The 25,302-nt window shown below is 58.3% G+C and carries 24 protein-coding genes; 3 read left to right on the plus strand and 21 right to left on the minus strand.

The window, feature by feature from the left end; genetic code table 11:
• Window positions 1-519: 519 nt before the first annotated feature.
• The 14 genes from paaZ to paaF all read right to left on the minus strand — a co-directional run bounded on the left by paaZ (window position 520) and on the right by paaF (window position 15,017).
• On the minus strand, window positions 520-2,586 hold the full coding sequence (paaZ, locus tag G9Q84_RS08030; protein ID WP_181643090.1) for a phenylacetic acid degradation bifunctional protein PaaZ: 2,067 nt from the start codon (window positions 2,584-2,586) through the stop codon (window positions 520-522).
• A 58-nt stretch (window positions 2,587-2,644) separates the two neighbouring features.
• Window positions 2,645-4,291, minus strand: a complete 1,647-nt coding sequence (locus G9Q84_RS08035; protein ID WP_181643091.1) for a cation acetate symporter — start codon at window positions 4,289-4,291, stop codon at window positions 2,645-2,647.
• Entirely contained in the window at window positions 4,288-4,596 is a 309-nt protein-coding gene (locus G9Q84_RS08040; RefSeq protein WP_181643092.1) for a DUF485 domain-containing protein, read from the minus strand. Before G9Q84_RS08040 ends, G9Q84_RS08035 begins: the two co-directional genes overlap by 4 nt.
• A 79-nt stretch (window positions 4,597-4,675) precedes the next feature.
• Window positions 4,676-5,752: a 1,2-phenylacetyl-CoA epoxidase subunit PaaE gene (paaE, locus tag G9Q84_RS08045; protein ID WP_181643093.1), complete on the minus strand. Its 1,077-nt coding sequence runs from the start codon at window positions 5,750-5,752 to the stop codon at window positions 4,676-4,678.
• A 34-nt stretch (window positions 5,753-5,786) separates the two neighbouring features.
• Window positions 5,787-6,320: a 1,2-phenylacetyl-CoA epoxidase subunit PaaD gene (gene paaD / locus G9Q84_RS08050; protein ID WP_181643094.1), complete on the minus strand. Its 534-nt coding sequence runs from the start codon at window positions 6,318-6,320 to the stop codon at window positions 5,787-5,789.
• Window positions 6,307-7,068 (minus strand): 1,2-phenylacetyl-CoA epoxidase subunit PaaC, encoded by a 762-nt coding sequence (paaC, locus tag G9Q84_RS08055; RefSeq protein WP_181643095.1) that lies wholly within the window; start codon window positions 7,066-7,068, stop codon window positions 6,307-6,309. Before paaC ends, paaD begins: the two co-directional genes overlap by 14 nt.
• Window positions 7,069-7,076: 8 nt before the next feature.
• Window positions 7,077-7,358 carry a 1,2-phenylacetyl-CoA epoxidase subunit PaaB gene (gene paaB, locus G9Q84_RS08060; protein WP_007943393.1) on the minus strand — a complete coding sequence of 94 codons (282 nt, stop codon included), beginning with the start codon at window positions 7,356-7,358 and terminating at the stop codon, window positions 7,077-7,079.
• A 27-nt stretch (window positions 7,359-7,385) separates the two neighbouring features.
• Complete coding sequence (gene paaA, locus G9Q84_RS08065; RefSeq protein ID WP_181643096.1) at window positions 7,386-8,375, minus strand: 1,2-phenylacetyl-CoA epoxidase subunit PaaA; 990 nt, start codon at window positions 8,373-8,375, stop codon at window positions 7,386-7,388.
• 448 nt (window positions 8,376-8,823) lie between these two features.
• Window positions 8,824-10,149, minus strand: coding sequence for a phenylacetate--CoA ligase PaaK (paaK, locus tag G9Q84_RS08070; RefSeq protein ID WP_181643097.1), 1,326 nt, complete (start codon window positions 10,147-10,149; stop codon window positions 8,824-8,826).
• 98 nt (window positions 10,150-10,247) lie between these two features.
• Window positions 10,248-11,459, minus strand: coding sequence for a 3-oxoadipyl-CoA thiolase (pcaF, locus tag G9Q84_RS08075; protein ID WP_181643098.1), 1,212 nt, complete (start codon window positions 11,457-11,459; stop codon window positions 10,248-10,250).
• Entirely contained in the window at window positions 11,452-11,901 is a 450-nt protein-coding gene (gene paaI, locus G9Q84_RS08080) for a hydroxyphenylacetyl-CoA thioesterase PaaI (protein ID WP_181643099.1), read from the minus strand. Before paaI ends, pcaF begins: the two co-directional genes overlap by 8 nt.
• Window positions 11,894-13,411: a 3-hydroxyacyl-CoA dehydrogenase PaaH gene (gene paaH / locus G9Q84_RS08085; protein WP_181643100.1), complete on the minus strand. Its 1,518-nt coding sequence runs from the start codon at window positions 13,409-13,411 to the stop codon at window positions 11,894-11,896. The genes paaI and paaH overlap by 8 nt, the downstream gene beginning before the upstream one ends.
• Window positions 13,412-13,414: 3 nt before the next feature.
• Window positions 13,415-14,206 carry a 2-(1,2-epoxy-1,2-dihydrophenyl)acetyl-CoA isomerase PaaG gene (gene paaG / locus G9Q84_RS08090; protein ID WP_181643101.1) on the minus strand — a complete coding sequence of 264 codons (792 nt, stop codon included), beginning with the start codon at window positions 14,204-14,206 and terminating at the stop codon, window positions 13,415-13,417.
• A gap of 37 nt (window positions 14,207-14,243) precedes the next feature.
• A complete protein-coding gene (gene paaF, locus G9Q84_RS08095) occupies window positions 14,244-15,017 on the minus strand; it encodes a 2,3-dehydroadipyl-CoA hydratase PaaF (RefSeq protein ID WP_181643102.1) in 774 nt (257 codons plus the stop codon).
• A 349-nt stretch (window positions 15,018-15,366) separates the two neighbouring features.
• Here paaF and paaY point away from each other — a divergent pair, with 349 nt between their 5' ends.
• From paaY to feaR, 3 genes are all read left to right on the plus strand, one after another.
• Window positions 15,367-15,963, plus strand: coding sequence for a phenylacetic acid degradation protein PaaY (gene paaY, locus G9Q84_RS08100; RefSeq protein ID WP_181643103.1), 597 nt, complete (start codon window positions 15,367-15,369; stop codon window positions 15,961-15,963).
• A 142-nt stretch (window positions 15,964-16,105) separates the two neighbouring features.
• A complete protein-coding gene (paaX, locus tag G9Q84_RS08105) occupies window positions 16,106-17,029 on the plus strand; it encodes a phenylacetic acid degradation operon negative regulatory protein PaaX (RefSeq protein ID WP_181643104.1) in 924 nt (307 codons plus the stop codon).
• 93 nt (window positions 17,030-17,122) lie between these two features.
• Entirely contained in the window at window positions 17,123-18,034 is a 912-nt protein-coding gene (gene feaR / locus G9Q84_RS08110) for a transcriptional regulator FeaR (RefSeq protein ID WP_181643105.1), read from the plus strand.
• Between the two features lie 18 nt (window positions 18,035-18,052).
• Here the strand turns inward: feaR and G9Q84_RS08115 are convergent, their stop codons facing one another.
• The 7 genes from G9Q84_RS08115 to G9Q84_RS08145 all read right to left on the minus strand — a co-directional run bounded on the left by G9Q84_RS08115 (window position 18,053) and on the right by G9Q84_RS08145 (window position 25,239).
• Window positions 18,053-18,574 carry a cytochrome C gene (locus tag G9Q84_RS08115; RefSeq protein WP_181643106.1) on the minus strand — a complete coding sequence of 174 codons (522 nt, stop codon included), beginning with the start codon at window positions 18,572-18,574 and terminating at the stop codon, window positions 18,053-18,055.
• 97 nt (window positions 18,575-18,671) lie between these two features.
• A complete protein-coding gene (locus G9Q84_RS08120; RefSeq protein ID WP_181643107.1) occupies window positions 18,672-19,193 on the minus strand; it encodes a methylamine dehydrogenase light chain in 522 nt (173 codons plus the stop codon).
• Between the two features lie 19 nt (window positions 19,194-19,212).
• Window positions 19,213-19,833: a methylamine dehydrogenase accessory protein MauD gene (gene mauD / locus G9Q84_RS08125; protein WP_181643108.1), complete on the minus strand. Its 621-nt coding sequence runs from the start codon at window positions 19,831-19,833 to the stop codon at window positions 19,213-19,215.
• A gap of 3 nt (window positions 19,834-19,836) precedes the next feature.
• Window positions 19,837-20,376, minus strand: a complete 540-nt coding sequence (locus G9Q84_RS08130) for a MauE/DoxX family redox-associated membrane protein (RefSeq protein ID WP_181643109.1) — start codon at window positions 20,374-20,376, stop codon at window positions 19,837-19,839.
• Between the two features lie 11 nt (window positions 20,377-20,387).
• Window positions 20,388-21,536, minus strand: coding sequence for an amine dehydrogenase large subunit (locus G9Q84_RS08135; protein WP_181643110.1), 1,149 nt, complete (start codon window positions 21,534-21,536; stop codon window positions 20,388-20,390).
• Window positions 21,537-21,730: 194 nt separating this feature from the next.
• Complete coding sequence (locus tag G9Q84_RS08140) at window positions 21,731-23,857, minus strand: methyl-accepting chemotaxis protein (RefSeq protein ID WP_181643111.1); 2,127 nt, start codon at window positions 23,855-23,857, stop codon at window positions 21,731-21,733.
• A gap of 59 nt (window positions 23,858-23,916) precedes the next feature.
• Complete coding sequence (locus tag G9Q84_RS08145) at window positions 23,917-25,239, minus strand: alginate export family protein (protein ID WP_181643112.1); 1,323 nt, start codon at window positions 25,237-25,239, stop codon at window positions 23,917-23,919.
• Window positions 25,240-25,302 lie beyond the last annotated feature (63 nt).

A 25,302-nucleotide genomic window follows, 5' to 3' on the forward strand; every position in this document is an offset into this window, starting at 1 on the left:
CCAATCACAGACCGCGATCCGATATAAAATTTCGATAAGCTTTCGGCGAGTATTCCGTCGATGAATATTGCTGGCGAAGTATGCTGCGTTTATCTCGTAGTCAACAAAAGTATCGGGCGCTGGCTGGGCTTCTGCAAAATACCAATGTCGTCAGGTTCGTAAGTTTAAAGTTTTATTATGTATTGAGCCAGCGAGTGCATAGTGCTGCCATTCGACTGTGGCTAGGTGCATAGTCGAGTGTCGTATTAGAAAGTGCCAATAAAGAGCTGGGCGGTATCGCTTTGAAAGCGGCTGCCTGCAGAGGTAATTACCGTGTTCCATTATCGCCGTTGAGTGCTTCGACTTGAACGGGGCGATTATCTACGCGTTTACGCTAATTGCAAGCAGTATGCTAACGCTGGCTTAGGAGTCGCCAGCGTTGCGGTTGGTTCGGTTCAGCAAGGATTTCCCGTCTTGCTACCTGCTCAGCAGAGTGTGCACCAAATCGGATCTAAGCGTCGATTTGGTCAACTAGATTCGCTATTCGCGTTTCACAACCAGCGTAAGAATGTCGTAACTGGCAACCAGCTCTCCCAGTTGATTGGTCACTTCCACATCCCACGCCACTACACCTTGCGGTATACCCTGTGGACTCTTTTTGCCCTGGTCGATCTTGCGCTTGCAGGTCAGGCGCGCCTGGATGGTGTCGCCAATCCCCACCGGGTTGATGAAGCGCAGGGTATCGAGACCGTAGTTGGCCAGTACCGGGCCTACGCCGGGGGATACGAACAAACCGGCCGCTGCCGACAGCACGAAGTAACCGTGGGCGATACGCTTGCCGAACTGGGATTCCTTGGCCGCGATGTCGTCGAAGTGCATGTAGAAGTGATCGCCCGACAGGCAGCCGAAATTCACCAGGTCCGATTCGGTGACCGTGCGACGGTGGGTCAGTAACGACTCGCCGATCTGCAAGTCCTGGAAATAGCGGCGGAACGGATGCACCTCGGTTTCAATGACCTTGGCGCCACGCACGAATTCGCCGGTCACAGCTGCCAACATTGTTGGCGAACCTTGTACCGCCGCTCGTTGCAGGTAGTGCTTCACCGCGCGCAGGCCGCCGAGTTCTTCACCGCCGCCGGCACGACCTGGGCCACCGTGTTTCAGCTGCGGCAGCGGCGAGCCGTGACCGGTGGACTCACCCGCGCAGTTGCGATCCAGCACCAGCAAACGGCCGTGCAATGCCGCTGCCACCGGAATCGCTTTGGCGGCAATTTGCGGATCCTTAGTTACCAGGCTGGCCACGAGGCTGCCTTTGCCGCGCGCGGCTAGTGCCAATGCTTCATCGAGATCGCCGTAAGCCATCAATGTGCTGACCGGACCGAACGCTTCGATATCGTGAGCGCCACCTTCGGCGTGCGGATCACGGGCCTGCAACAGCGTCGGCGCGAAGAACGCGCCTTTATCCACGTTCTCGCCGCGCGGTTCAAAACCATCACGACCGCCAAACAGCATGTCGCTGCTCTGTAACAGGGCTTCCAGTCGCTCGGCCACGTCTTTTTGTTGATCGTGGGACGCCAGTGCACCCATGCGCACGCCTTCCACCGACGGATCGCCGACCACTACTTTCTTCAGACGATCACGCAGGCGGGTAGCGACCGCATCGACGTGTTTCGCCGGTACAATGGCGCGGCGAATGGCGGTGCATTTCTGCCCGGCTTTGGCGGTCATTTCCCGTGCGACTTCTTTGATGAACAGCTCGAACTCATCATCATCCGGCGTCACGTCCGGGGCGAGGATTGCGCAGTTCAGCGAGTCAGCTTCGGCGGTGAACGGCACCGAATTGCGGATCAGGTTCGGGTTGACCCGCAGCTTGGCGGCGGTTTCCGCGGAGCCGGTAAAGGTCACCACGTCCTGGCCTTGCAGGCGATCGAGCAAATCGCCGGTGCCGCCGATGATCAATTGGAGACTTCCCGCCGGCAGCAGGCCGGATTCGTCCATCATGCGGACCACGGCTTCGGTCAGGTAGCTGGTGGCGCTTGCCGGTTTGACGATGCACGGCATGCCTGCGAGGAAGCTCGGGGCGAATTTTTCCAGCATGCCCCAGATCGGGAAGTTGAAGGCGTTGATGTGCACGGCCACGCCACCGCGAGGCACTAGGATGTGGGTGCCGGCGAAGGTGCCCATCTTGCTCAGCTGCATGGCCGGGCCTTCATGGACGACGTTGCCCGACGGCAATTCGCGGGAACCGAGGCTGGCGTAGGTGAACAGCGTGCTGTTGCCGCCTTCGATGTCGATCCAGCTATCGGCGCGGGTCGCGCCGCTGTGATGAGAGATCACGTAGAGCTGTTCCTTGCGCTCGCTCAGGTACAGGGCTAAGGCCTTGAGACGCTGGGCGCGTTGCTGGAAGTCCAGTGCCATCAGGCCACTGACGCCTTCTCGGCGGCCGTGTTCGATGGCTTCGGCGAAATCCGGGCGTTCTTCGTGGGTCCGAAAGATTTCATGACCGTCTAGTGCGCTGCGCAGGACTTGTGCGCCGTGTTGGCCGATCCAGCGACCGGCGATGAAGCTTTGCAGGGTAGGGGCATGCAGTGTAGGTGAAGAGGACATCACAATTGCTCCGATGGTCAGTGTCTGGCGCAGTCGCAACCGCGCCTCAAGTTAAGGTTCAGTGTTGGCTGGCGCCCGAGGCGCCGATGCCGGTCATGGAACGGATGAACTGCGCCAGATAACGGCCACGTTCAAGGGCTGCACGGGGGGATTTGTCGGTGACGGAAAACAGCCAGGCACTGAAGAACGCCAAGCTCATGGAAAACAGCGCTGGGTTGGAGTAGGGGAAAAGCGCCTTTTCGTGATGCAGCACGTTGACCCACACCGCCGGGCTCAGCACCAGCAGGACTATTGCCGAGACCAGCCCCGCCAGGCTGCCGGTGACCGCACCACGGGTGGTCAGGCCTTTCCAGTACATCGAAAGGAACAGCACTGGGAAATTCACCGACGCGGCGATGGCCAGCACCAGGCCGGACAGGAAAGCGATGTTCTGTGATTCGAACAGCAGGCCCAGAATGATCGCCAGCACGCCGATGCACAGCGTGGCGATGCGCGAGATGCGAATTTCCTGTTGCTCGGTGGCTTGGCCTTTGCGCATTACGCAGGCATACAAATCGTGGGACACCGCCGAGGCGCCGGACAGCGCGAGGCCGGCGACCACCGCCAGGATGGTGGCAAACGCCACTGCCGAGATGAAGCCGAGGAACAGGTTGCCGCCCACCGCTTGCGCGAGGTGCACGGCGATCATGTTGCCGCCGCCGATGATCGCGCCGTTGGCGTCGCGGAACGTCGGATCGGTGCCGACCATGACGATGGCGCCGAAGCCGACAATGATCAGCAGCAGGTAGAAGTAGCCAATGAACCCGGTGGCGTAAAACACGCTTTTGCGGGCTTCCTTGGCGTCGCTGACCGTGAAGAAACGCATGAGGATGTGCGGCAGTCCGGCGGTGCCGAACATCATGCCCAGCCCCAGCGAGATAGCATCGATCGGGTTCGACAGCAGGCCACCTGGGGCCATGATCGCGTTGCCCTTGGCGTGCACGGCGGTGGCGCCGGCGAACATCGCTTCAGTGCTGAAACCGAAATGCTTGAGCACCATGAACGCCATGAACGTGGTGCCGAACAACAGCATTACCGCTTTGATGATCTGTACCCAAGTGGTGGCAAGCATGCCGCCGAAGGTCACATAGAACACCATTAACACGCCGACCAGCATCACCGCGTAGAGGTAGTCGATGCCGAACAGCAATTCGATCAACTTGCCGGCGCCGACCATTTGTGCGACCAGGTACATCAGCGCTACGGTCAGGGTGCCGAAGGCCGAGGTCAGGCGCACCGGGGTTTGTTCAAGGCGATAGGAGACCACGTCGGCAAACGTGTATTTGCCGAGGTTGCGCAGGCGTTCGGCAATCAGGAACAGGATGATCGGCCAGCCGGCCAATACGCCCAAGGCGTAAAGCAAACCGTCGTAGCCATTGAGGAACATCATTGCCGAGATGCCCAGGAAGGACGCTGCCGAGATCATGTCGCCGGCGATTGCCAGGCCGTTTTGGAAACCGGTCATGCCACCGCCCGCGGTGTAGAAATCGCTGGCGGAGCGGGTACGCAATGCCGCCCAACGGGTCACGCCGAGGGTGAATAAAACGAACACCAAGAACATGCCGATGGCGTTCCAGTTCAATGGTCGCGATGCGCCGTCGGCAGCGACGGCAAGGTCCGTGACCACTGCCAGCGGCAGCAGGTACAACGCGAGAAGGCGACTCATCGGGCGCACTCCTGCTTGAGTTTTTCATTCAGCGGGTCGATCACGTTGTTGGCGCGATAGACGTAGAAACCGGTCAACGCAAAGGCCAACACCACAATCAACACACCCACCAGCATGCCCACGGTGGTCACGCCGCCGCTTAGCGAGTGGCCGAGGGTTGAAGGGGAGAATGCCACCAGCAACACAAAGCCGAAATAGATCGCCAGCATGATAAGCGACAGCGACCAGTAGAGCTTTTGCTTACGTCGCACCAACTCGATGAAGTCGGGGTGCTGGCGGATAAGTTCTATGTCTTGGGGGGTCATGGAAGCGCTCTCCTTATTGTTTTTTTAGGAACGAACGTAATGCCTGGCTTTTGTGGATCATTCGATTGAGGCAGAAGAATCAGAGCTGGTCGAAATCCAGCACCACTTTGTCGCTGATCGGGAAGGCTTGGCACGACAGCACATAGCCGGCGGCCACTTCGTAGTCTTCCAAAGCGTGGTTGCTATCCATTTCCACTTCGCCTTCGATGACCTTGCACTTGCAGGTCGAGCACACGCCGGCCTTGCACGAGTAGGGCAGTTCGGCGCCTTGGGCGTTGCCGGCGTCGAGGATGCTCTGGCTGTTGCGCGGCAGGTCGAAGGCGAGGGCGCGGCCGTCGCTGATCACGGTGATCTGGCTGACCGCCGCATCCACCTGCCGCGCCGCTTCGCGGGCCTCACGTTTTTGCTGGCTGCCGGCGGCGGCGAACAGTTCGAAGTGAATGCGTTCCGGTGCCATGCCCTTGGCATTGAGGCTGTCGCGCACGGTCTCGGTCATTTCTTGCGGACCGCAGATGAACGCGGCGTCGAGGGCTTTGACGTTGAGCCAGCGGCTAAACAGTTGCTCGCATTTCTCGGCGTTGATCCGGCCGTTGTACAGGTCGACGTCCTGCTGCTCGCGGCTGAACACGAAGATCAGGTTCAAGCGTTGTAAGTAGCAATTTTTCAGGTCTTCCAGTTGCTCGCGGAACAGCGCGCCAGAGCTGGAACGGTTGCCGTACAGCAACGTGACGCGGCTGTTTGGCTCGGTTTCCAGGGTGGTCTTGATGATCGACAGAATCGGCGTGATGCCGCTGCCGGCCGCGACGGCCAGGTAATTGCCATGGCGCGCCGGGTCCAGTTCAACGCAGAAATGCCCGGCCGGTGGCATCACTTCCAGGGTGTGCCCAGCTTTCAGCTGTTCGTTGGCAAACGCCGAGAAGCGCCCACCCGCCACACGCTTGATGGCGACACGCAGTTCGCCGTCGTTGACCCCGGTGCAGATCGAATAGGAGCGGCGCACTTCTTCGCCGTCCAGTTGGGTGCGCATCACCAGGTGCTGGCCCTGGGTGTAGTGAAAGCTGTCTTGCAGTTCCTGCGGAATGTCGAAGGCGATGGACACCGCGTCACGGGTCTCGGTGCGCACATCCTTGATGGTCAGGCTGTGAAATTTGCTCATTGTTATTCTCCAGCTAGGACGGCCGATTCGCCGCTCAGATGCACTTGAAATAGTCGAACGGTTCCCGGCAATCGATGCAACGATACAGGGCTTTGCAGGCGGTAGAACCGAACTCGCTGAGCACCTCGGTGTGGGCGCTGCCGCATTGCGGGCACACAACGTGCGGGCTTTCACCGAGCAGGCTGCGTTTGCTGGTGCTGCCCTCGGGTGGCGCGATGCCGTAGGCGCGCAGGCGTTCGCGGCCGTCGGCGCTGATCCAGTCCGTGGTCCAGGCCGGGGTCAACTTGCGCTCCAGTTGCGGTGCCTTGAACCCGGCGAGTTCCAGGGCTTCGCGGATGTCGCTCTCGATCACTTCGGTGGCCGGACAACCGGAGTAGGTCGGCGTAACCACCACGTGAAGGTGACCGGCCTGCCAGTCCAGATCGCGGACGATGCCGAGGTCGACGACACTGACCACCGGCACTTCCGGGTCCATCACTTCGGACAGGATCGCCCACGCGGCAGCCAGGTCGGTCGGTTGAGCCGGCCGGGCGCCGAGGTCGCTGGCGATCAGCTCACCAGGTTGCATCGGGGTACGCTCGTGGCAGGAACTGCATTTCGGCCAGCAGAATGCCCAGGTGTTCGGTGTGCAGACCTGTGCGTGCATTCAGGTAGAAATAGCTCGGCGTCGCGGGGACGGGCAGGGTGGCGTGGCTGAAGATCTGCTCGACTTTGGCTTGCCACTGGGCGGCGACGCTGGCGATGTCCGGGGTGATGCCGGCTGCGCACAGTCGCTGTTCGCTGTCATCGGCGGCGATTAATTCAACGGTGAAGCGCCAGACCTCGGGAATCGCGGCAAGCATGCGCCGATTGCTTTCCTCGGTGCCGTCGCCCATACGCTCGATCCATTCGCCGGAGCGGCGCAGGTGATAGGTCACTTCCTTCACCGCCTTGGCGGCAATCCCGGCGATGCGCTCGTCGCTGGACTGGCTCAGGCCCTGCAGCACTGGCAAGTGCCAGGCGTCGTAGAGGAACTGTTTGAGCATGGTCACGGCGAAGTCGCCGTTGGGTTGTTCGACCAGCAGCAGGTTGCGATAAGCGCGCTCGTCACGGCGGAACGCCAGGTGATCGGCATCGCGGCCGTCGTCCAGCAATTCGGCGGCGTACTCCAGCCAGTTGCGCGCCTGGCCCACCAGGTCGAGGCCGACGTTCATCAGTGCCAGTTCTTCTTCCAGCGCCGGCGCCTTGCCGCACCATTGGCACAGGCGCTGGCCTTGGATCAGGGCGCTGTCGCCGAGGCGCAGCAGGTATTCGATCAGATCGGTCTTGTTGTTCATGGTCGACCTCACATGTGCCCGACTTCGGCCGGCAGCTCGTAGAAGCTGGCGTGGCGGTAGACCTTGTCGTCCGACGGATCGAACAGCGGGTCTTTTTCATCCGGCGACGAAGCGGTGATCAGCGCCGAAGGCACGACCCACAGGCTCACGCCTTCGCTGCGACGGGTGTAGAGCTCGCGCGCGTTCTCGATGGCCATGGTGGTGTCGGCGGCATGCACGCTGCCGACGTGCTTGTGGTTGAGGCCGTGCTTGCTGCGCACGAAAACTTCAAAGAGGGTCCACTCGGACATTTCAGTTACTCCACATCAGTGGCCGACTCAGGCGGCGTTCTTGTTTTGTTTTTTGCGGGCTTGGGCGACGGCGGCTTCACGCACCCAGGCACCGTCTTCAATCGCCTTGCGGCGGGTGGCGACGCGTTCCTGGTTGCACGGGCCGTTGCCCTTGAGCACTTCGTAGAATTCGCTCCACTGGATTTCGCCGAAGTCGTAGTGGCCGCGTTCGGCATTCCACTTCAGGTCCGGGTCGGGACAGGTGCAACCCAACAGCTCCAGTTGCGGGATGGTCTGGTCGATGAAGCGCTGGCGCAGTTCGTCATTGCTCTGGCGCTTGATTTTCCAGGCCATGGATTGAGCGCTGTTGGGCGAGTGTTCGTCGCTTGGGCCAAACATCATCAGCGACGGCCACCACAGGCGATTGATCGCGTCCTGGACCATGTTTTTTTGCGCTTGATTGCCGTGGCGCATCATGGTCAGGAGGATTTCGTAGCCCTGACGCTGGTGGAAGCTCTCCTCCTTGCAGATTCGCACCATGGCTCGGGAGTAGGGGCCGTACGAGGTGCGCTGCAGCACCACCTGGTTGACGATGGCCGCACCATCCACCAGCCAGCCCACCGCGCCCATGTCGGCCCAGTTCAGCGTCGGGTAATTGAAGATGCTCGAATACTTGGCTTTGCCGCTATGCAGCTTGGCGATTTCTTCATCGCGGTCTGCGCCGAGGGTTTCCATCGCGCTGTACAGGTACAGGCCGTGACCGGCTTCGTCCTGGATCTTGGCCATCAATTGCAGTTTGCGTTTGAGCGATGGCGCGCGGGTGACCCAGTTGCCTTCGGGCAGCATGCCAACGATTTCGGAGTGGGCGTGCTGGGAAATCTGCCGGATCAAAGTCTGGCGATAGGCATCTGGCATCCAGTTCTTGGCTTCGACTTTGATTTCTGAATCGATTTTTTCTTGAAAAGCGCGTTCCTGTTCAGACATTTCCGACAGGTCTTTGATGCGCTTTACGCCTGTTTCTACGAGCTGTGCGTACATTTGGGGTCTCCCGCCTAGAATCTTGTCGAGGGCATGGATAACTTTATAAGCGATACAGAAATTAATTTCAAACATAAAATGACGTGTCGTATTTGTTTTCTGTATCGGTTTTGGGGGGGGGGGCGAGGGGGTACTTGTCGGTTTCGGTAGCTGCCGCTTGTTTTCCCGAGCTGCTGCCGAGCGAGTGGATCGGGATCAAAGACGAGAGGCACGGCAACGCTAGGCCTTTGGAATGATTAGGGTGTACGCTTTTCTGTTTTCTTTGGGAGCCGGCCTGTTGGCGCTTGCGTGCGAACGCAAAACCCTTGTGTGATCGCATTTCGACGTGGACACCCATCCCAAGCAGATTTAATTCCACGGAACAGCGGATCGCCGTAGATCTCCAAACCCCAAAAAAAACCCCGCAAAAGCGGGGCCATAAGGGGTGCAGCAGTCATGCTTTAGGTGGTCATGCCTTTGGACGTTTATCCAACACGTGGCAAGCCTTGCCTTCGGATCGTTTGATCGAATGGAACGGCTGCAAAACAATTCGCGAACTGATCCCGATGTACGTCTTGATGTTTTTGCTCAATTCCCCGCAAACAGCCTTCTGCTGTTCATCAGTCAGGTGATTGTGCTCGGCCTTGAGCTCGACATGCACGTCAACGCTGTCGAGGTTGCCATTGCGATACAGGTGGATCTCATAGCACTCGGCAAGTTGTTTAACTTTGAGTACTTGTTCCTCGATTTGCGTCGGGAACACGTTGACGCCGCGGATGATCAGCATGTCGTCGCTGCGCCCGGTGATCTTGTCGATGCGGCGCATCGGGCGTGCGGTGCCGGGCAGCAAGCGGGTCAGGTCGCGGGTGCGGTAGCGGATCATCGGCAGGGCTTCTTTGCTCAATGAGGTGAATACCAGTTCACCCATTTGACCGTCCGGCAGCACTTCCCCAGTGACCGGGTCGATGATTTCCGGATAGAAGTGGTCTTCCCAGATGGTCGGGCCGTCCTTGGTTTCGGCGCATTCCATTGCTACGCCAGGCCCCATGATTTCCGACAAGCCGTAAATGTCCAATGCGGTGATGCCCAGGCGCGCTTCAATGGCGCTGCGCAAATCGGCGGTCCACGGCTCGGCACCGAAAATGCCCAGGCGCAGGGCCAGTTTATGCGGGTCGATACCCTGGCGCTCGATTTCGTCGGCGATGTTGAGCATGTAGGACGGCGTGACCATGATAATGTCCGGCTGGAAATCCTTTATCAGTTGCACTTGTTTTTCGGTCTGGCCACCGGACATCGGGATCACCGTGCAGCCCAGGCGTTCAGCGCCGTAGTGCGCGCCGAGGCCGCCAGTAAACAGGCCGTAGCCATAGGAAATGTGGACCTTGTCGCCACGTCGACCACCGGCGGCGCGGATCGAACGCGCCACTACGTTGGCCCAGGTGTCGATGTCGTTCTGGGTGTAGCCCACAACGGTCGGTTTACCGGTGGTGCCGCTGGATGCGTGCAGACGAACGATGTCGTTCATCGGCACGGCAAACATGCCGTAGGGGTAGTTGTCGCGGAGGTCGGATTTCGTGGTGAAGGGCAGCTTTGCCAAATCTTCCAGGGACTTGATGTCGTCCGGGTGCACTCCCAGCGCATCGAAACGCTGACGGTACAGCGGCACATTGTTGTAGGCGAGGTTCAGGCTCCAGCGCAGACGCTCCAACTGATGCTGTCGCAACTCGTCGATACTGGCGGTTTCCAGCGGATCCAGCACAGGGGTCAGCACGTCTTTGGCAATTGGCATGTTCATGTGTTCACTCGAATTGTTTTTGTGTTCCAGCCCCGTACACGGGGGCTTTGAGTGCATGCCCCAAGGATACCTCTCGGCTCCTCGGGAATCGCGACTATTTAGTGGGTTAGACGCTCGATGATCAGCGCGATCCCCTGGCCGACACCGATGCACATGGTGCACAGGGCGTAGCGGCCTTTACGTTCTTCCAGTTCGTGCAGGGCGGTGGTGACCAGTCTCGCACCGCTCATGCCCAACGGATGGCCGAGGGCGATGGCGCCGCCGTTCGGATTGACCCGTGGGTCGACGTCATTCAGACCTAGTTCGCGCAACACTGCCAAGCCTTGAGCGGCGAATGCTTCGTTGAGCTCGATCACGTCCATGTCGGCCAGGCTCAGGTTGGCCACTTCCAGCACTTTGCGCGTGGCGGGGACAGGGCCGATGCCCATGATCCGTGGCTCGACGCCAGCGGTGGCCATCGCCACGACGCGACCACGGGCGGTCAGGCCGTGGCGTTTGGCGACTTCAGGGCTTGCTAGCAGCAATGCACAAGCACCGTCGTTGACACCAGAGGCGTTACCGGCGGTGATACTGCCGCCTTCGCGGAACGGCGTGCCGAGTTTGGCCAGCTGTTCAAGGGTGGTGTCGCCGCGCGGGTGTTCGTCATGCTCGACCACTCTGGTCAGACCTTTGCGCTGGGGAATTTCCACCGCGACGATTTCCTTGGCCAGGCGCCCATTGGCTTGGGCGGCAGCGGCGCGTTGCTGGCTGCGCAGGGCGAAGGCATCCTGGTCGGCGCGAGAAATGTTGAACTGTTCGGCGACGTTCTCCGCGGTTTCGGGCATGGAGTCGATGCCATATGCCTTTTTCATCAGCGGATTGACGAAGCGCCAGCCGATGGTGGTGTCGAAAATCTCTGCCGAACGGGAAAACGCTTGTTCGGCCTTGCCCATCACCAGCGGTGCGCGGGACATGGACTCGACGCCGCCAACCAGCATCAATCCGGTTTCGCCGCTGCGAATCGCCCGGGCAGCAGTGCCGATGGCATCCAGCCCGGAACCGCACAGACGATTGAGGGTGGTGCCCGGCACGCTGACCGGCAATCCGGCCAGCAGCGCCGACATGCGCGCGACGTTACGGTTGTCTTCGCCGGCCTGGTTGGCGCAGCCGTAGATCACATCGTCCACGCTGTTCCAGTCCACTTGCGGGTGGCGGCGCAGCAGTTCGCGCAGGGGGACCGCGCCGAGGTCGTCGGCGCGGACGCTGCTAAGGACTCCGGCGTAGCGACCGATCGGGGTGCGGACCGCGTCGATGATCAGGGCGTCATTCATTGGGGATCTCCTGCGCCAGCACTGAGCCGCGCACTTTGTAGGATTTACCGTGGAATAGGGCAATCAACTGGCTCTGCTGGTTTTCAATGCGTACGTCGTAGTTGCCGTTGCGCCCGGAGCGGCTTTGCTCGGTGCAGTCGGCAGTCAGCGTGTCGCCCAGGCGTGCCGGGGCGATGTAGTCGACGCTGCAGCCGATGGCCACGGTGGCTTCGTTGTAGCTGTTGCAGGCAAAGGCGAACGCCGAATCGGCCAGCGCGAACAGGTGGCCGCCGTGGCACGTACCGTGGCCCTGGAGCATGTCGGCGCGCACGGTCATGCCGACGCGGGCGCAACCGGGGCCGGTCGAGAGCAGGCGCATGCCCATCGCTTGGCTGGCGGCATCACGCTGGAACAAGGACTGGGCGCATTTGCTGGCCAGCGTCATCGCTTCGTGGTTAGTCATGGAAGTGTTTCCCTTCGGCGACGCGACGGCGCAGCAGCAGTGACGGCCGGTAGCGTTCTTCGCCATAACTGGCTTGCAGGTTTTCCAGCACGTTCAGGATGTGCGCCAGACCTATCGCATCCGCCCAGGCCAGCGGCCCTTGTGGATAGTTGACCCCGGCGCGCATGGCCAGATCGATGTCGGCGGCCGAGGCCACGCCTTGCAGCAGGGCGTCGGCGGCTTCGTTGGCGAGCATGGCGACGGTGCGCAAGACCGCGAGGGCCGGGCTGTCACTGAGCAGGCTGACCTTGAGGCCGGCCCGTTGCAGCAGGGCCACGCCTTGTGCGAGTGCCAGCGGATCGATGCCGGCCGCATGGCTGATGGCGATACGCTCGGCTTTGCCGTAGTCGAACGCAAGGTCCAGCAGGATCAGGTTGCGCAGCCCGTCCTCGCGAGCACGCTGACAAGCCATGCGCCCGTCGCTCAAGGCCAGCACGGCGTCACCGACCCGCAACAAACCCTGGCCGTCACGCTGGATGATCTCGACGCCTTGCTCGTGCAAACGTACGAGCAAGCCTTGAGCGATACCGAGGTCACCTTCCACGGCACACACTTCGACCGTCGCTGTGCTGCTGGTTTCAGCTGCGAGAGGACGTTCCACGCCGTGGGCATAGCTGTAGAAGCCCTCAGCGCTTTTGCGCCCCAGGCGTCCACCGTCCACCAACTCTTTCTGGATCAGCGACGGCAAGAAACGGGTGTCCTGGTAGTAGGCGTCGAATACGGAGCAGGTCACGGCGTAGTTGACGTCGTGGCCGATCAAATCGGTCAGTTCGAACGCACCCATGGCAAAGCCACCGGCCTCGCGCATCAATGCATCGAGGGTCTGGCAATCGGCAGCACCTTCCTGCAGCAGACGCAGGCTCTCGGCATAGAACGGCCGGGCCACGCGGTTGACGATGAAGCCTGGCGTGGAGCGGGTGTGCACCGGCTTTTTGCCCCAGGCCTTGGCGGTGTCGTACAGACACTCAGCCAACGCCGGATCGCTTGCGAGACCCGAGACGATTTCCACCAGCGCCATCACCGGCGCTGGGTTGAAGAAGTGCAGGCCGAGCAGGCGTTCTGGATGATCAAGCTGAGCGGCGATGCTAGTAATAGACAGCGACGAGGTGTTGCTGGCGAGGATGCAATGTTCGCCGCAAATACCTTCGATCTGGCGGAACAACGCGCGCTTGACCTCAAGGTTCTCGACGATGGCCTCTATGATCAGCTCGCAGTCGGCCAGGGTTTCGATGGCCTCCGCCGCGTGAAGGCGGGCGATGGTTGCACTGCGTGATTCGGCCGACAGCTTGCCTTTTTCGACCTGCTTACCCAGTTGCCGATCAATCCCTTCAACGGCTTGCGCAGCAGCGCCGGGGCGGTTATCCAGTAGCAGCACCGTATGCCCGGCGTGTGCCGCGACTTGGGCAATGCCTGCTCCCATGGCTCCGGCGCCGATCACAGCGATGCGTGCGTTGTTATTCAGTGCGGCCATGGCTCAGCGTCCCTTGAAACTTGGGGTGCGTTTTTCCATGAAGGCACTGACGCCTTCGCGGTAGTCCTCGCTGCGCCCGGCCAGGCGTTGCAGATCGCGCTCGAGTTCCAGCTGTTCGTCGAAGCTGTTACTTAGACTGGCATTCAGGCTGCGTTTGATCAGTGCCAGGCCGTAGGTCGGCTGGGTCGCCAGGTGGCGGGCCAGTTTCAACGCTTCGTCGCGCAGGTCGGCGTCATCCACACATTGATAAATCAAGCCCCATTGCTCGGCTTGCTCGGCGCTCAGGCGATTGCCTAGCAGGGCCAAAGCCTTGGCTCGAGCCATGCCGACAAGGCGCGGCAGCGTCCAGGTGCCGCCGGAATCGGGTATCAGGCCGATCTTGCAGAACGCCTGGATGAAGCTGGCCGAACGTGCCGCCAGCACCAGGTCGCAGGCCAGCGGAATGTTGGCGCCGGCACCGGCCGCTACGCCGTTGACCGCGCAGATCACCGGCAGTGGCAGGTCGCGCAGCTGGCGGATCAGCGGGTTGTAGAACTTCTCGATGGATTCGCCGAGATCCGGCACCGCGCTGCCCGGCGCGACATTGCGGTCGCTCAGGTCCTGTCCAGCGCAGAAGCCGCGACCTTCGCCGGTCAGCAGCAGGACGCGCACGTCCGGGTTCTGCCGCACTAGCTTGAGCGCTTCCTTCACTTCGCCATGCATCTGCGTATTGAAGCTGTTGAGCTGTTCCGGACGGTTGAGGCTGAGCAGGGCGACGCCGGCCTCGATGGAAAACAGGATGTGTTCGAAGTTCATGGTCTTGGCGCTCTCTTGGCGATCTCGAATTCGGGGATTACTGGCCGGTGAAGGTCGGCAGGCGTTTTTCCTGGAAGGCGGCGATGCCTTCATTGCGGTCGCGGGTGCCGGCCAGCACGGTGAAGGCGTGGCGCTCGAAACGCAGGCCGCTGGCCAGATCGGTGTCCATGGCCTTGAGCAGCGCTTCCTTGGCCAGGCGGACCGCCAGCGGGGCTTTGGCGGCGATAGTGCGGGCGATGTGCAAGGCGCGTTCGACGGTCAATTCCGGTTGGGTGACTTCGCTGACCAGTCCGGCACGCTGCGCCTGACGGGCGTCGATCGGCTCGCCGGTCAGGACCATCTGCATGGCCAAGGATTTGCCGACGGCGCGCAGCAGGCGTTGGGTGCCACCGGCGCCGGGCATGATCCCGAGGTTGATTTCCGGTTGGCCGAAACGGGCGTCTTCGCCTGCAATAATGATGTCGGCGTGCATCGCCAGCTCGCAGCCACCGCCGAAGGCGAAGCCGTTGACGGCAGCGATCAGCGGCTTGCTGAAGTTGCTGATGGCCTGCCACGAAGCCTGGCGCGGATCGTTGAGGATGCCGACCAGATCGCGCTCGGCCATTTCCTTGATGTCGGCACCGGCGGCGAAGGCTTTGCGGTTGCCAGTGAGGACTACAACGCGGGTGTCCGGATCGGCCTGGGCGGCGCGCAGCTCGTCCGCCAGTTCACCCAGTATTTGGGTATTGAGGGCATTCAATGCTTGCGCACGCTGAAGGGTAATCAGGCGGACGCCAGGCTCGATCAGCTCGACGGCAAGGGTTAGAGGCATGGCGGATGCCCTCAAGGTGCACGCTCGGCGTGGGTGCCGGCTCGTTATTGGATCGGCCGCAGGGGCCGGTTTTGCCCAAGTATAGCTGTAACGTGATACGCAAACGCAACAAAAAATTTTATTTAATGTGTCCTATTGGTTGGGTGATGAGTTTGTATTATCTTCGTTTTAACGGAGCTGCTGATGATTTTCACCCCGATTTTATTGGGTTAATGCTGATTTATGGGGGGGGCTAGGCCCTCATCGGGAAGGCTGGCTTCAAGTGATACGGTTTTTGGTCTTTGTGTTGGTAAAAAAGACGTGATACAAAATTACTCATTATTTGCATCGCTTTGTAAAGGACGCCTCCATGACCTGCTACAGCCTTGATGGCCTGACCCCAGTGGTAGACCCGACTGCTTATGTGCACCCCTCCGCCGTGCTCATCGGTGACGTGATCATCGGCCCGCATTGCTATGTCGGTCCGCTGGCCAGCCTGCGCGGCGATTTCGGACGGATCGTGTTGGAGGAGGGTGCCAACCTGCAGGACACCTGTGTGATGCACGGTTTCCCGGACAGCGACACCGTGGTTGAACGCAACGGCCACATCGGCCACGGCGCGGTGCTGCACGGTTGCCGCATTGGTGTCGATGCGCTGGTGGGCATGAATGCGGTGGTGATGGACAACGCCCGGATCGGCCCGCGTTCTTTCGTTGCGGCGGCGGCGTTCGTCAAGGCGGGGTTCGAATGCCCTGAGCAGTCGCTCATCATGGGCGCCCCGGCCAGCGTCAAGCGAACCCTCAATGATCAGGAAGTGACGTGGAAGCAGGCGGGAACGCGTGAGTATCAGCAACTGGCCAAGCGCTGTCTGGAACAGATGCAGGTCTGCGAACCGCTGAGCGAACCGGAGCCAGATCGCCCGCGCATCAGTGACCGTGGGTTACGGCCCAAGGGCAGTACTTTGTGAACATGGCCCTTACTCGAGAAGGTGTGTCAGTCGACACCCGGGTGGCTGACACACCCTCGCGAGCAGGCTCGCTCCCACAGGTGTATGCGATTAACTTGCAGACATTCGGTATATTCCTTTTCTTTTTTCGCTCGGTACGCCCATGTCGTCCCTGACACCTTTGAACCATCTGATTACGCGCTTCCAGGAGCAGACGCCGATTCGCGCCAGCTCCCTGATCATCACGTTGTACGGTGATGCCATCGAACCCCACGGCGGCACCGTGTGGCTGGGCAGCCTGATCCAATTGCTCGAGCCGATCGGTATCAATGAACGGCTGATCCGTACCTCGATTTTTCGTTTGACCAAGGAAGGCTGGCTGACCGCCGAGAAGGTCGGACGCCGTAGCTATTACAGCCTGACCGGCACCGGTCGCCGGCGTTTCGACAAGGCCTTCAAACGGGTCTACAGCACCACGATGCCGGCCTGGGATGGTTCCTGGTGCCTGGTGATGCTCACGCAGTTGACCCAGGACAAACGCAAAAAAGTGCGCGAAGAACTGGAATGGCAAGGTTTTGGTGCGATCTCGCCCGCCGTGCTGGCCTGTCCGCGCACTGATCGGGCTGACGTCAACGCGACGTTGGTCGATCTTGGCGCCCAAGAAGAAACCATCGTCTTCGAAACCACCTCACAAGACGTGCTAGCCTCCAAGGCCCTGCGTTTGCAGGTGCGCGAGAGCTGGAACATCGAGGATCTGGCGGCCCATTACAGCGAGTTCATTCAACTGTTTCGACCGCTTTGGCAAGTGCTTCGCGAACAGGAGAGCCTGCAGCCATTGGACTGTTTCCTGGCACGGGTCCTGCTAGTTCATGAGTACCGCAAATTGCTTTTGCGCGACCCTCAATTGCCCGACGAATTGTTGCCGGGCGATTGGGAGGGACGCGCCGCGCGTCAGTTGTGCCGCAACATCTACCGGTTAATCTACGCTAAGGCTGAAGAGTTGTTGAACAGTGCACTGGAAACCGCCGATGGTCCTTTACCAGATGTGGGCGAGAGTTTCTATCGACGTTTTGGCGGGCTTAATTAATCCGTGTGGTTCCGAGGCAGCGTGACTGTTTGAGGAGCAGGAGACCCCGGGGATTTGCGTAGATAATAAAAACAAGCCTGCGTGAGGGCAGATATGATTTCTTCAATTGCACAGCACCGTGATGGCTTCGATCAGTGGGTTCATCAGATCAACCAGATCTGTGGCGCCTTCAATGCGAAAACGCTAGGTGACGAATTTGCCGGTCAGATTCGCGAACACAAAGACGGCGCCCTGAAGCTCAGCTTCGTGGATGCCCGGCAGGCACGGTTGTACCGCACACCTCACGAGGTCGCGGCGGGTGAGGGCGGCAAGTACTTCGCAGTTTTTCAACTCGATGGCACCGCCGGCATGGCTCAGGGCGACAGTAAGGTGTTGCTGTCGGCCGGTGATATCACGCTGATCGACGGCTCGCGTCCCAGCGACTTCACCTACAGTCAAAACTCCCGGCAGTTATCGTTGATTCTGCCGTCGCAAATGGTCGACCAAACCCTGCGCTTCAGTCAGGTCAAATGTGGCCACCGGATTGCAGCGACATCGCCCATCGCAATGCTGTCGCACCGTTTGATCTTGGATGTAACTGAGCAAAAATGTCTCACTTGGCAGGAAAGTGAGGCGACATTGGAGGCTATTGTGACTCTATTGCGACCGGCCATCTGTCAAGTCGAAGAGGCTGATATGCATGAACGTATCTTCCGCAAAACGCTTACATTTATCGACGCAAACGTTCATTCGGAAGAGCTTTGCCCCGAATGGCTGGCACACGAGATAGGCATATCGACTCGCGGTCTTTACCGAATGTTCGCCAAAAAAGGGCTAGTGGTTGCGCGGTATATCAAAAATCGACGCCTTGATTTGTGTGCTGAATCACTGCGTCAATCTGTGATGGATCAGAAGTTGTCTGCTCTTGGCTATTCTTGGGGCTTCCCTGACTCCAGCCATTTTTCCACCGCGTTCAAATCGCGCTTCGGCGTTTCTCCTGGGGAGTATCGCAAACAACACACTTGAGAATAGTCTTTGGCGAAGTCAATTGTTCATCCCATCCTCAATGGCGATGCCTTGCGAGCGCATCGAGTTGATCAGCTCAGCACGGGTGCCAGGAAGGTTGAGCATTGCTTTCTGCCGTAGTCTTGATACTTCTTCGGCAGTGTATGGCTGGAAGTTTGCGGGTGTGCTTTTCCCCGCCATACCGTCTTCACGAATCAACCAATTCATCAAATCTGCGACTTGTTTGTTGTTTAGAGCGGATTGAGACATTCCTGGCACTCGTACCAGAAACTCACGACCACCCGGTACTTTCAAAAAGTTGCCGACGAACCCCGTCATACGCGGAGTGTCGTTGGCTGGTGAACCCATACCGTTGCCCAGATGGCAGCCGGCACATTGTAATTGGTAGTTCACGGCATTGCTGTAACCAGCCTGGTCAATTGGCGTTTGAGGTGCTTCGTTGCCTTGTGCCTGGCGCTGTGCCGGGTTGGGGATTGCTCTAGCATGGGCAAGCGGTGTGCTGATGGCGCAGACCAGGCTAAGAAGCAGTGATATACGCATGAGCGAGTACCTTTCTTTAGTTGCCGGTGACGATAATTAGAAAAGGCCGCCGATAAAAAACCGCCGATTGTGCGAACAACCGACGGCATGTACTGGCTTATATAGCGACGCCGCGAATGACCGCAACTGTACAATGGTAAATGTTCGATTTGGCCGCTAAGCACCAGTTCACGTCGTTGTTGTTAAACGGACGATAGGCGGGTTCTTCGCTGTCGTTGCGAGTGCATGCACATTGCGCACAACTTTGTTTACCACAGCAATCGTTGTAAGAAATGATGTAGTCCTTGCCATCGCCAGGGTTGCGGCAAGTACCGATCCAGGTGACCTGAGACACTTCTGTGCCTGGCGGGCAGGAAGTGACCGAGCCCCCGCAGCAACTGCACAAAAAACCGTCGATGGAGCAGTAGCGCCAGTAGTCGCAGGTGTTCGGATCACCAGGGTCTCCAGCTTTAGGATTATCTGCGGCAAGGGCTTTACCGGTGCGATCAAGCGGCAGGAGCACCGGCAGCGCGGCACCAACCACTATCAATGACCCCATGCGCGCGAGAAGCTTGCGTCGCGATGTGGTGTCCGCAACACGGCGAGTCGAACGCTCAAATAATAGATCCAGCAGTTTCATAGAGGTCTCCCTGCCTTAATCAGTGGGTATGGCCGTGGCTGTGGTCGTGGGGGCGCGGCTGGTTGTTGAGATATTCCTGCAGCGTTGCGCTTTTGAGGTGCTCAACTTCGAACAAGCTGTCGAGGTGCTCGCGCGAGTTGACCAGGCCCTTGGCGCGCAGAGTGCCAGCCTTGTCGATCAGTGCGGCGTAAGGGAGCTTGCCTATCTGGTAAGTCATGCCTACTTCTGGTCCGACCACATAGATTGCGTCGTCCAGCTTGTGTTCGCTTATCAGTGCTTGCTGAGCTTCCATGTCACCGTCGCTGATGAATACTACGTCCAGACGATCGGCCTGTTCTTTGGCTATGGACTTAATCGCTGGCAACAGGGACTTGCAGATCGGGCAGGTCGGTGAGAGGAAGAATAACAATTGGGATTTTTCTGCGGCGTAACCGAAGTTCACTGGCCGGCCGTGACGGTCGGCGGCAGTTACTTGTGGAGCAGCTTCGTTGACGGCCACGCCTTTATCTACCATCAGTGCCCCTGCCGGAGCGATGCGCCCATGCAGTACACCAATTTGGCGCACCAAGCCCATGACTGCGAATGACAAGGCTAAAAGAAGTAACCAGAGCAAAACGTTGGAAATAATTAAGCCGTCCATTTATCACCTACCAATCAGTTTGAGCAGAAGAGGAGAATTCGCCAGCAAGCCATCGGCTGCTGCGTAAATAAGCAACGCGACTGCACTTGCGAGCAGCGTCACAAAGCTGTCAAAAACGGTCAGTTCACGTACCAGCGGCGTAACGCCAGCAACCAGAGCCAAGGCTATTAACACGCTATTTCGCAGCAGCAGAACAGGCCGCAGTGGTTGCGCCTGATCTGGTCCGGCACAGCCACAATCTATGTCCCGCCGGCCACGCCACAAGTTGATGCCAATCGCCGCTGCATAGAGCGTGATCAGGCTAACAGCACTCAGTGCCGCCCATGCTCGGGTCATAGGAACCAGTAGCGTGAAGGCGATGATCAATTCCAGTATCGGGATCATTTTAGCGATGGGACGTGCCAACGGATCGGGTACCAATTGGTAGTCAGTCAATTGCCTGGCGAAGCGCGTAGGTGCACGTAATTTATGGGTCGCCGCGCTGGCCAGCAACACGGCAATAGCGAGCGCGCTGGCGATGACGATGATCGGATCAATAGGCATGGCCGAACCTCTTAGTAGGTCATGATCTGAGTGGCTGTTTTCGCGACTTTTTTCATACTTCCGCTGAGTTGATTGGTCTTCAGATCGAAAATCTGCAAACCACCTTCAATATCGCTGCCCAGCAGCACCGGCTTGTCGTCGCCCGTTGCCTGTAAACTCCACATCGGTATAGGCGCCTCTAGGGTCGCGATTTTCCTTTGTGTTTTGAGGTCATATGCCCAGATTAGTTGGCTTGGGTCTTCCCATTTCATGGGTTCGTGGGAATCGTGCATTAGCACGTACAAGCGATTGAGCTTGGGGGCGATGGCCATCAATTGCCAGCCGCCCGGTGCCCAACCGTCTTTTTTCTCGGCTTCAGTGATCAGTGACCAGCTCGGCAGGATTATTGGCGCATCACCGGCAAAGTCCACAGGGCGAACGGTCCCTGTGGTGGTAGTGAAGTAATAGGTGTCACCTACGTTTACTGCACGCTCTACCAGTTTCTCAGCGTTCGGGTCGAAGAACGGCGTACGGCTACGTGCAGATTCCTGGCCCTGCTCGTTGATCGTCACGACCTGCACGCTGCCATCACCGCATAAGGAAGCGAACCGACGCTTGCCCACAGGGTAGTTAAGCACGCAACCGGGGATTGCGATTTCGCCGACCACAGCTTTGGACTGCGTATCCACTACGGTCACTGACGTTGACGGGGTGAAGTTGTATATGTATACAAAACGGTCATCACTGCTGGTTTTCAGGCCGTAGCGCTGAGTCAGCATTTGGGCACGCTTGTTCGGAATCAGCACTTCCCATGCTGGTGAAAGCGTTGAGCTGTCCCAGGCTGCTAATACGTCGGTGCGGTTGCCGCGAGTGCCACGAGAATACCAGATGTCGGCCGTGTAGATGGTCTTGCCATCATGGCTTAGGGCTGATGGGGCTGCAAAGCCAGTAGGTATCATACCTAGTATGCGTTTATTGTCCGGGTCGACCACGGTGATTCGCCCTATCGCAAAACTTTCGAATTCAACATCGACAATAAAGGCTCTATGCGCTTCAGCTGGGAATGCCAAAGTGGTTTGGCCGATCGTGTCTGCCGGCAGGTCTGCATTGGCACTTTTTAAACCCAGTACCAGAAGGCTTAGGCCGAGCGCCGATTTTACGGTGATCCTGGTGGCTCGCATTTGCGGGAACTCCCTGAATTATTGTTTTTTCACATAGCGGATGCATTAACAGACTTCTGTAGCTTAATTTTGCCCTGTCAGGAAAAGGCGGGGTTTGTTGTGGCTGCCAACTGTTTGGTTGTTTGTGCCAGCTTTATATAACGTTTTTTGCGCTGTGCCTGGCGTCGATCCTCCTGCTTGGTCAGCACGGGCTTTTATATTCGAAAACTGGCCACTAACTGCTTAAGGCGATCGGCTTCGCGTTCCAGTTCGGTACACGCGCGTAACGTAAATTTCAGGTTCTCAACACCTTGCTGGTTAAGGGTATTGATTTGGGTAATATCCACATTCAATGCCTTTACCACAGAGGTCTGCTCCTCGGTTGCTGCGGCTACCGATTGATTGACGTTGTCGATCTCGCTAATACTCTGGGTCACACTGCCAAGTCTCTGTCCTGCTAGGTTGGCGATATTGACGCTTTCGTCGCTGTGTTGCTTGCTCTGGGTCATAATAGCTAACGACTCCCTCGCGCCCACTTGCAGTTCTTCGATCATTTTTTGAATTTGCCCCACTGAAGATTGCGTGCGTCCTGCTAGGCTGCGCACTTCATCGGCGACCACCGAAAAACCGCGGCCCGCATCACCTGCGCGCGCAGCCTCAATGGCAGCGTTGAGTGCTAATAGATTGATCTGTTGGGAGATGCCTTTAATTACATCGAGAATCTGCCCGATGTTTAGTGTTTTGCTGTTCAGTACTTCTATGTTGGCACATGATGTGCTGATTTTCGTTGATAATTGGTTCATCGTCTCTATTGTGCGCTCCACCACTTGACGCCCTTGTTCAGCCTGTTGGCGCGCGACATTGGCTTGTTGGGAGGCATCGCTGGCGCTGATCGCGATTTCCTGAGAAGCGGCTCCTAGCTCATTGATTGCGGCCGCCACACTGCGGGTTCGTGTGGATTGCTCATCAGAGTTAGTTAGTGACGAGTTCGACGCCAGCAATACTCGTTTCGCGCCCTCGTTGACGCCCATAGCCGCCTGCGATACTTCGCACATCGAGTGATGGATGCGCTCCACAAAGCGATTGAACGCGGTTGCCAATTGGCCAATCTCATCTTTCGATTGTACGACCAAGCGCCCTGTCAAATCGCCCTCGCCCAAAGCGATAGTCTCCATGGTTCGTGTCAGTAGTTTCAGTGGTCGAGTGATGCTATGCGCGGCGTACCAGACCAATGCCAGGCCAAGCAGGGCCGAACTGCCACCCAACAACAATGCCATTGCGATGCTTTTCACGGACTGTGCATCAAGATGCTGTTGCAGCTTGGCAGCGGGCGCTAGCAGCACGTCTTGCGCGACGGTGACCAGCACTCCCCAAGGAGCGGCACCGGCAATAGGTGGCAGCGGTTCGAGGACGCTGATATGTTTTCGGTCGACCAACACTTTTGGCTGGCCCAGGCGCAGGGTTTCCATGATCTGGTGGTTGTTCAGCGCCTGTCCGAGATGATTGACTTTGTGGCTGTCGGCGGAAACGACTCCCCGAGGGCTAACGATAATGATTTGCCCATTACCGTCGAAGAGTTGTAGTGCGCTGGCTTGGCTGTTCTGTTGCAGGGCTTCGAGACTAATATCCAGCCCGACCACCGCGATCACTTTACCTTCGATAATTAAGGGGAACGCGATGCTGGTAACCAGTTTACGGCTGCCGGAGGTTTCGTCGAAATAGGGTTCAAGCACGCAGGACGTTCGCCTATTCCGCGCGCATGTGTAAAAAGCGTTGTGCGGTTCGCCACTAGGGCCGGGCGCGGTATCGGCCAGCAGCGTTTCGTCACCGATGATCGCTTGTAGTTCTCCTGGTTGGCTTTGCACCCAATAAAGGGAAAAGCGTCCGGTCTCGTTGCTGCCCAATGCGGTCTGATTAGCGAAGCTGGTGTCGATGCCGTCCAGCGAGTCGGGCTCGAAAATGACATAGAGACCAAGTAGATCAGGCTTGTTGATCAAGGCTTGGTGCAACTGTTGGTTCAGCGCCAGGCGCAGTTCTGCACGATTCAGTTTCCCCTGCTGTTGCAATTGCCGCAGGTTCAGTAAGTGGCGGGATAATCCCTGGCCGTATTCGTACGTTTGCATAAAGGTGCGTTGTACTTGCATTGCTTGCACTGTACCTAGTGCTTGCATGCGCTCCTTGGCGGCATTGGCAAGCATCTCGCTGCTGGTCTGCGCGACTTGTTGGCTGTTTTGGTGAGTTTGGTAGAGTGATAACCCTACTAGGGCCGCGACCACCAACAAGAGGCAGAGGCCAGCCAGCAGTGCGATTTTGCTCTGAATAGTCAGAAAGCTTCTGTGCATTGCAAATGCCTTTTTTTCGCCAGAGCAGTGGACGCGCCACTGCCCTGGCCTGGCCTAGCTTAGAAAGTAGTGGCGAACACTACCTGGCTATAGAGGTTTTTGTTGTTGTTGCCGAGCTGGGTGCCTCCTTGGTCGGCGCTCTTATCCGGCTGGAATAGCCCGATCAGCGGCATAATCGTGAGATGCTCGTTGAAGCGCCATTCACCGTAGAGATCGAGCTCATGACCATCTGTGTTGCCGAGGTTGCGATCAATTGTGTCGAAGTTGAAATACATCGCACCGACAGTCAGGTTTTCTAATGGAGAAACCTTGAAGGTGACGTTCTGGATTCGCGAGTTGCTATTGAAGGGCCCGGCATAGTTACCCGCAACTTCTCCTTGGAACCAAGTACCAAAACCACGACTGAATCCGTAGAAAAGCGTGTCGTAGCCTTGCGAGAAACGGCTATAGCGGTAGCTGGTATAAGGTGTCCAGGCCACGTCGGCGAAGGTCCAACCAGCTTCTAGATACCAGGCGTCTTCGTTGTCGGCATTGGGTTTGTTCTGCTTGGCATATTCACCAGACAGGAACAGATTTTTCACCCCGGCATCGCCAGTCGCACGCACGCTGTATGTTTTCATGCCGTCGCGCTCGAGTTGTGCAGGGGAGGCGAATGTTTTTTCGACATCGGTGGTATTGATGTAGGTCAGGCCGACTGTAGCCTCTTCGGCTACGTGCTCGAGGGTGCCGACGTACATTTGGGTTTTGGCTTGGGCGCGGTTATCTGACTTTAGCCACATCAAGTCGCCGCGCCAGCCATCCTTGCCTCCTATGCGCAATACGGCTGTTTCGTCAAAAGCCTTGCGTGCAGCTAGCCAGTAGGCACCGCCGCGGTTGAATTCGCCATCACCCAGGCCATTACCTAAGTTGACGGCGTCACCGTTAATGAGGAACCCATCACCCACGATAATGTTCTGTCGTCCAAAAGACAGGTCGAGACCGTCCTCTCCCAGCGTCTGAAACAATGTGCCTGAGCGCCAGCCGAGATAAGCGTCTTCAAACTTGGTTCTACGCTCGGAGCCGTCACTTGACCCTGTTGCATCGCCGTCGCCCCACGTGCCGGAGCTCAATAGATTAGCCGCGCCGTAAGCAGTGCCTTGGCCTCCCAGCCCTTGGTCGAAACTCAGACCATATTTTATGTAGCCCTCGCGCCACGACGAGGAACCTGGGCTTAGACGGCCGGATATTCCGTAGTTTTCCTGGCTGTGGAAAACCCCGAATACTGCTTCCAGCGTGGCATTCACATGGCTGTCATCGTCAGCGTACAGCTCATAGGCGCTGGCGTTTGTGCTGCTTACCAGCAGCACTAGAGTCGATAGGGCAAGCAAGGGAGGCTTGAGCATAATTGGCATCCGTTTATGTTCTTGTTCTTGAGCGCAGGGTTGCGTTCTTTTTGGATACTAAAG

It is taken from the genome of Pseudomonas sivasensis (genome assembly GCF_013778505.1).
Lineage (GTDB): Bacteria > Pseudomonadota > Gammaproteobacteria > Pseudomonadales > Pseudomonadaceae > Aquipseudomonas > Aquipseudomonas sivasensis.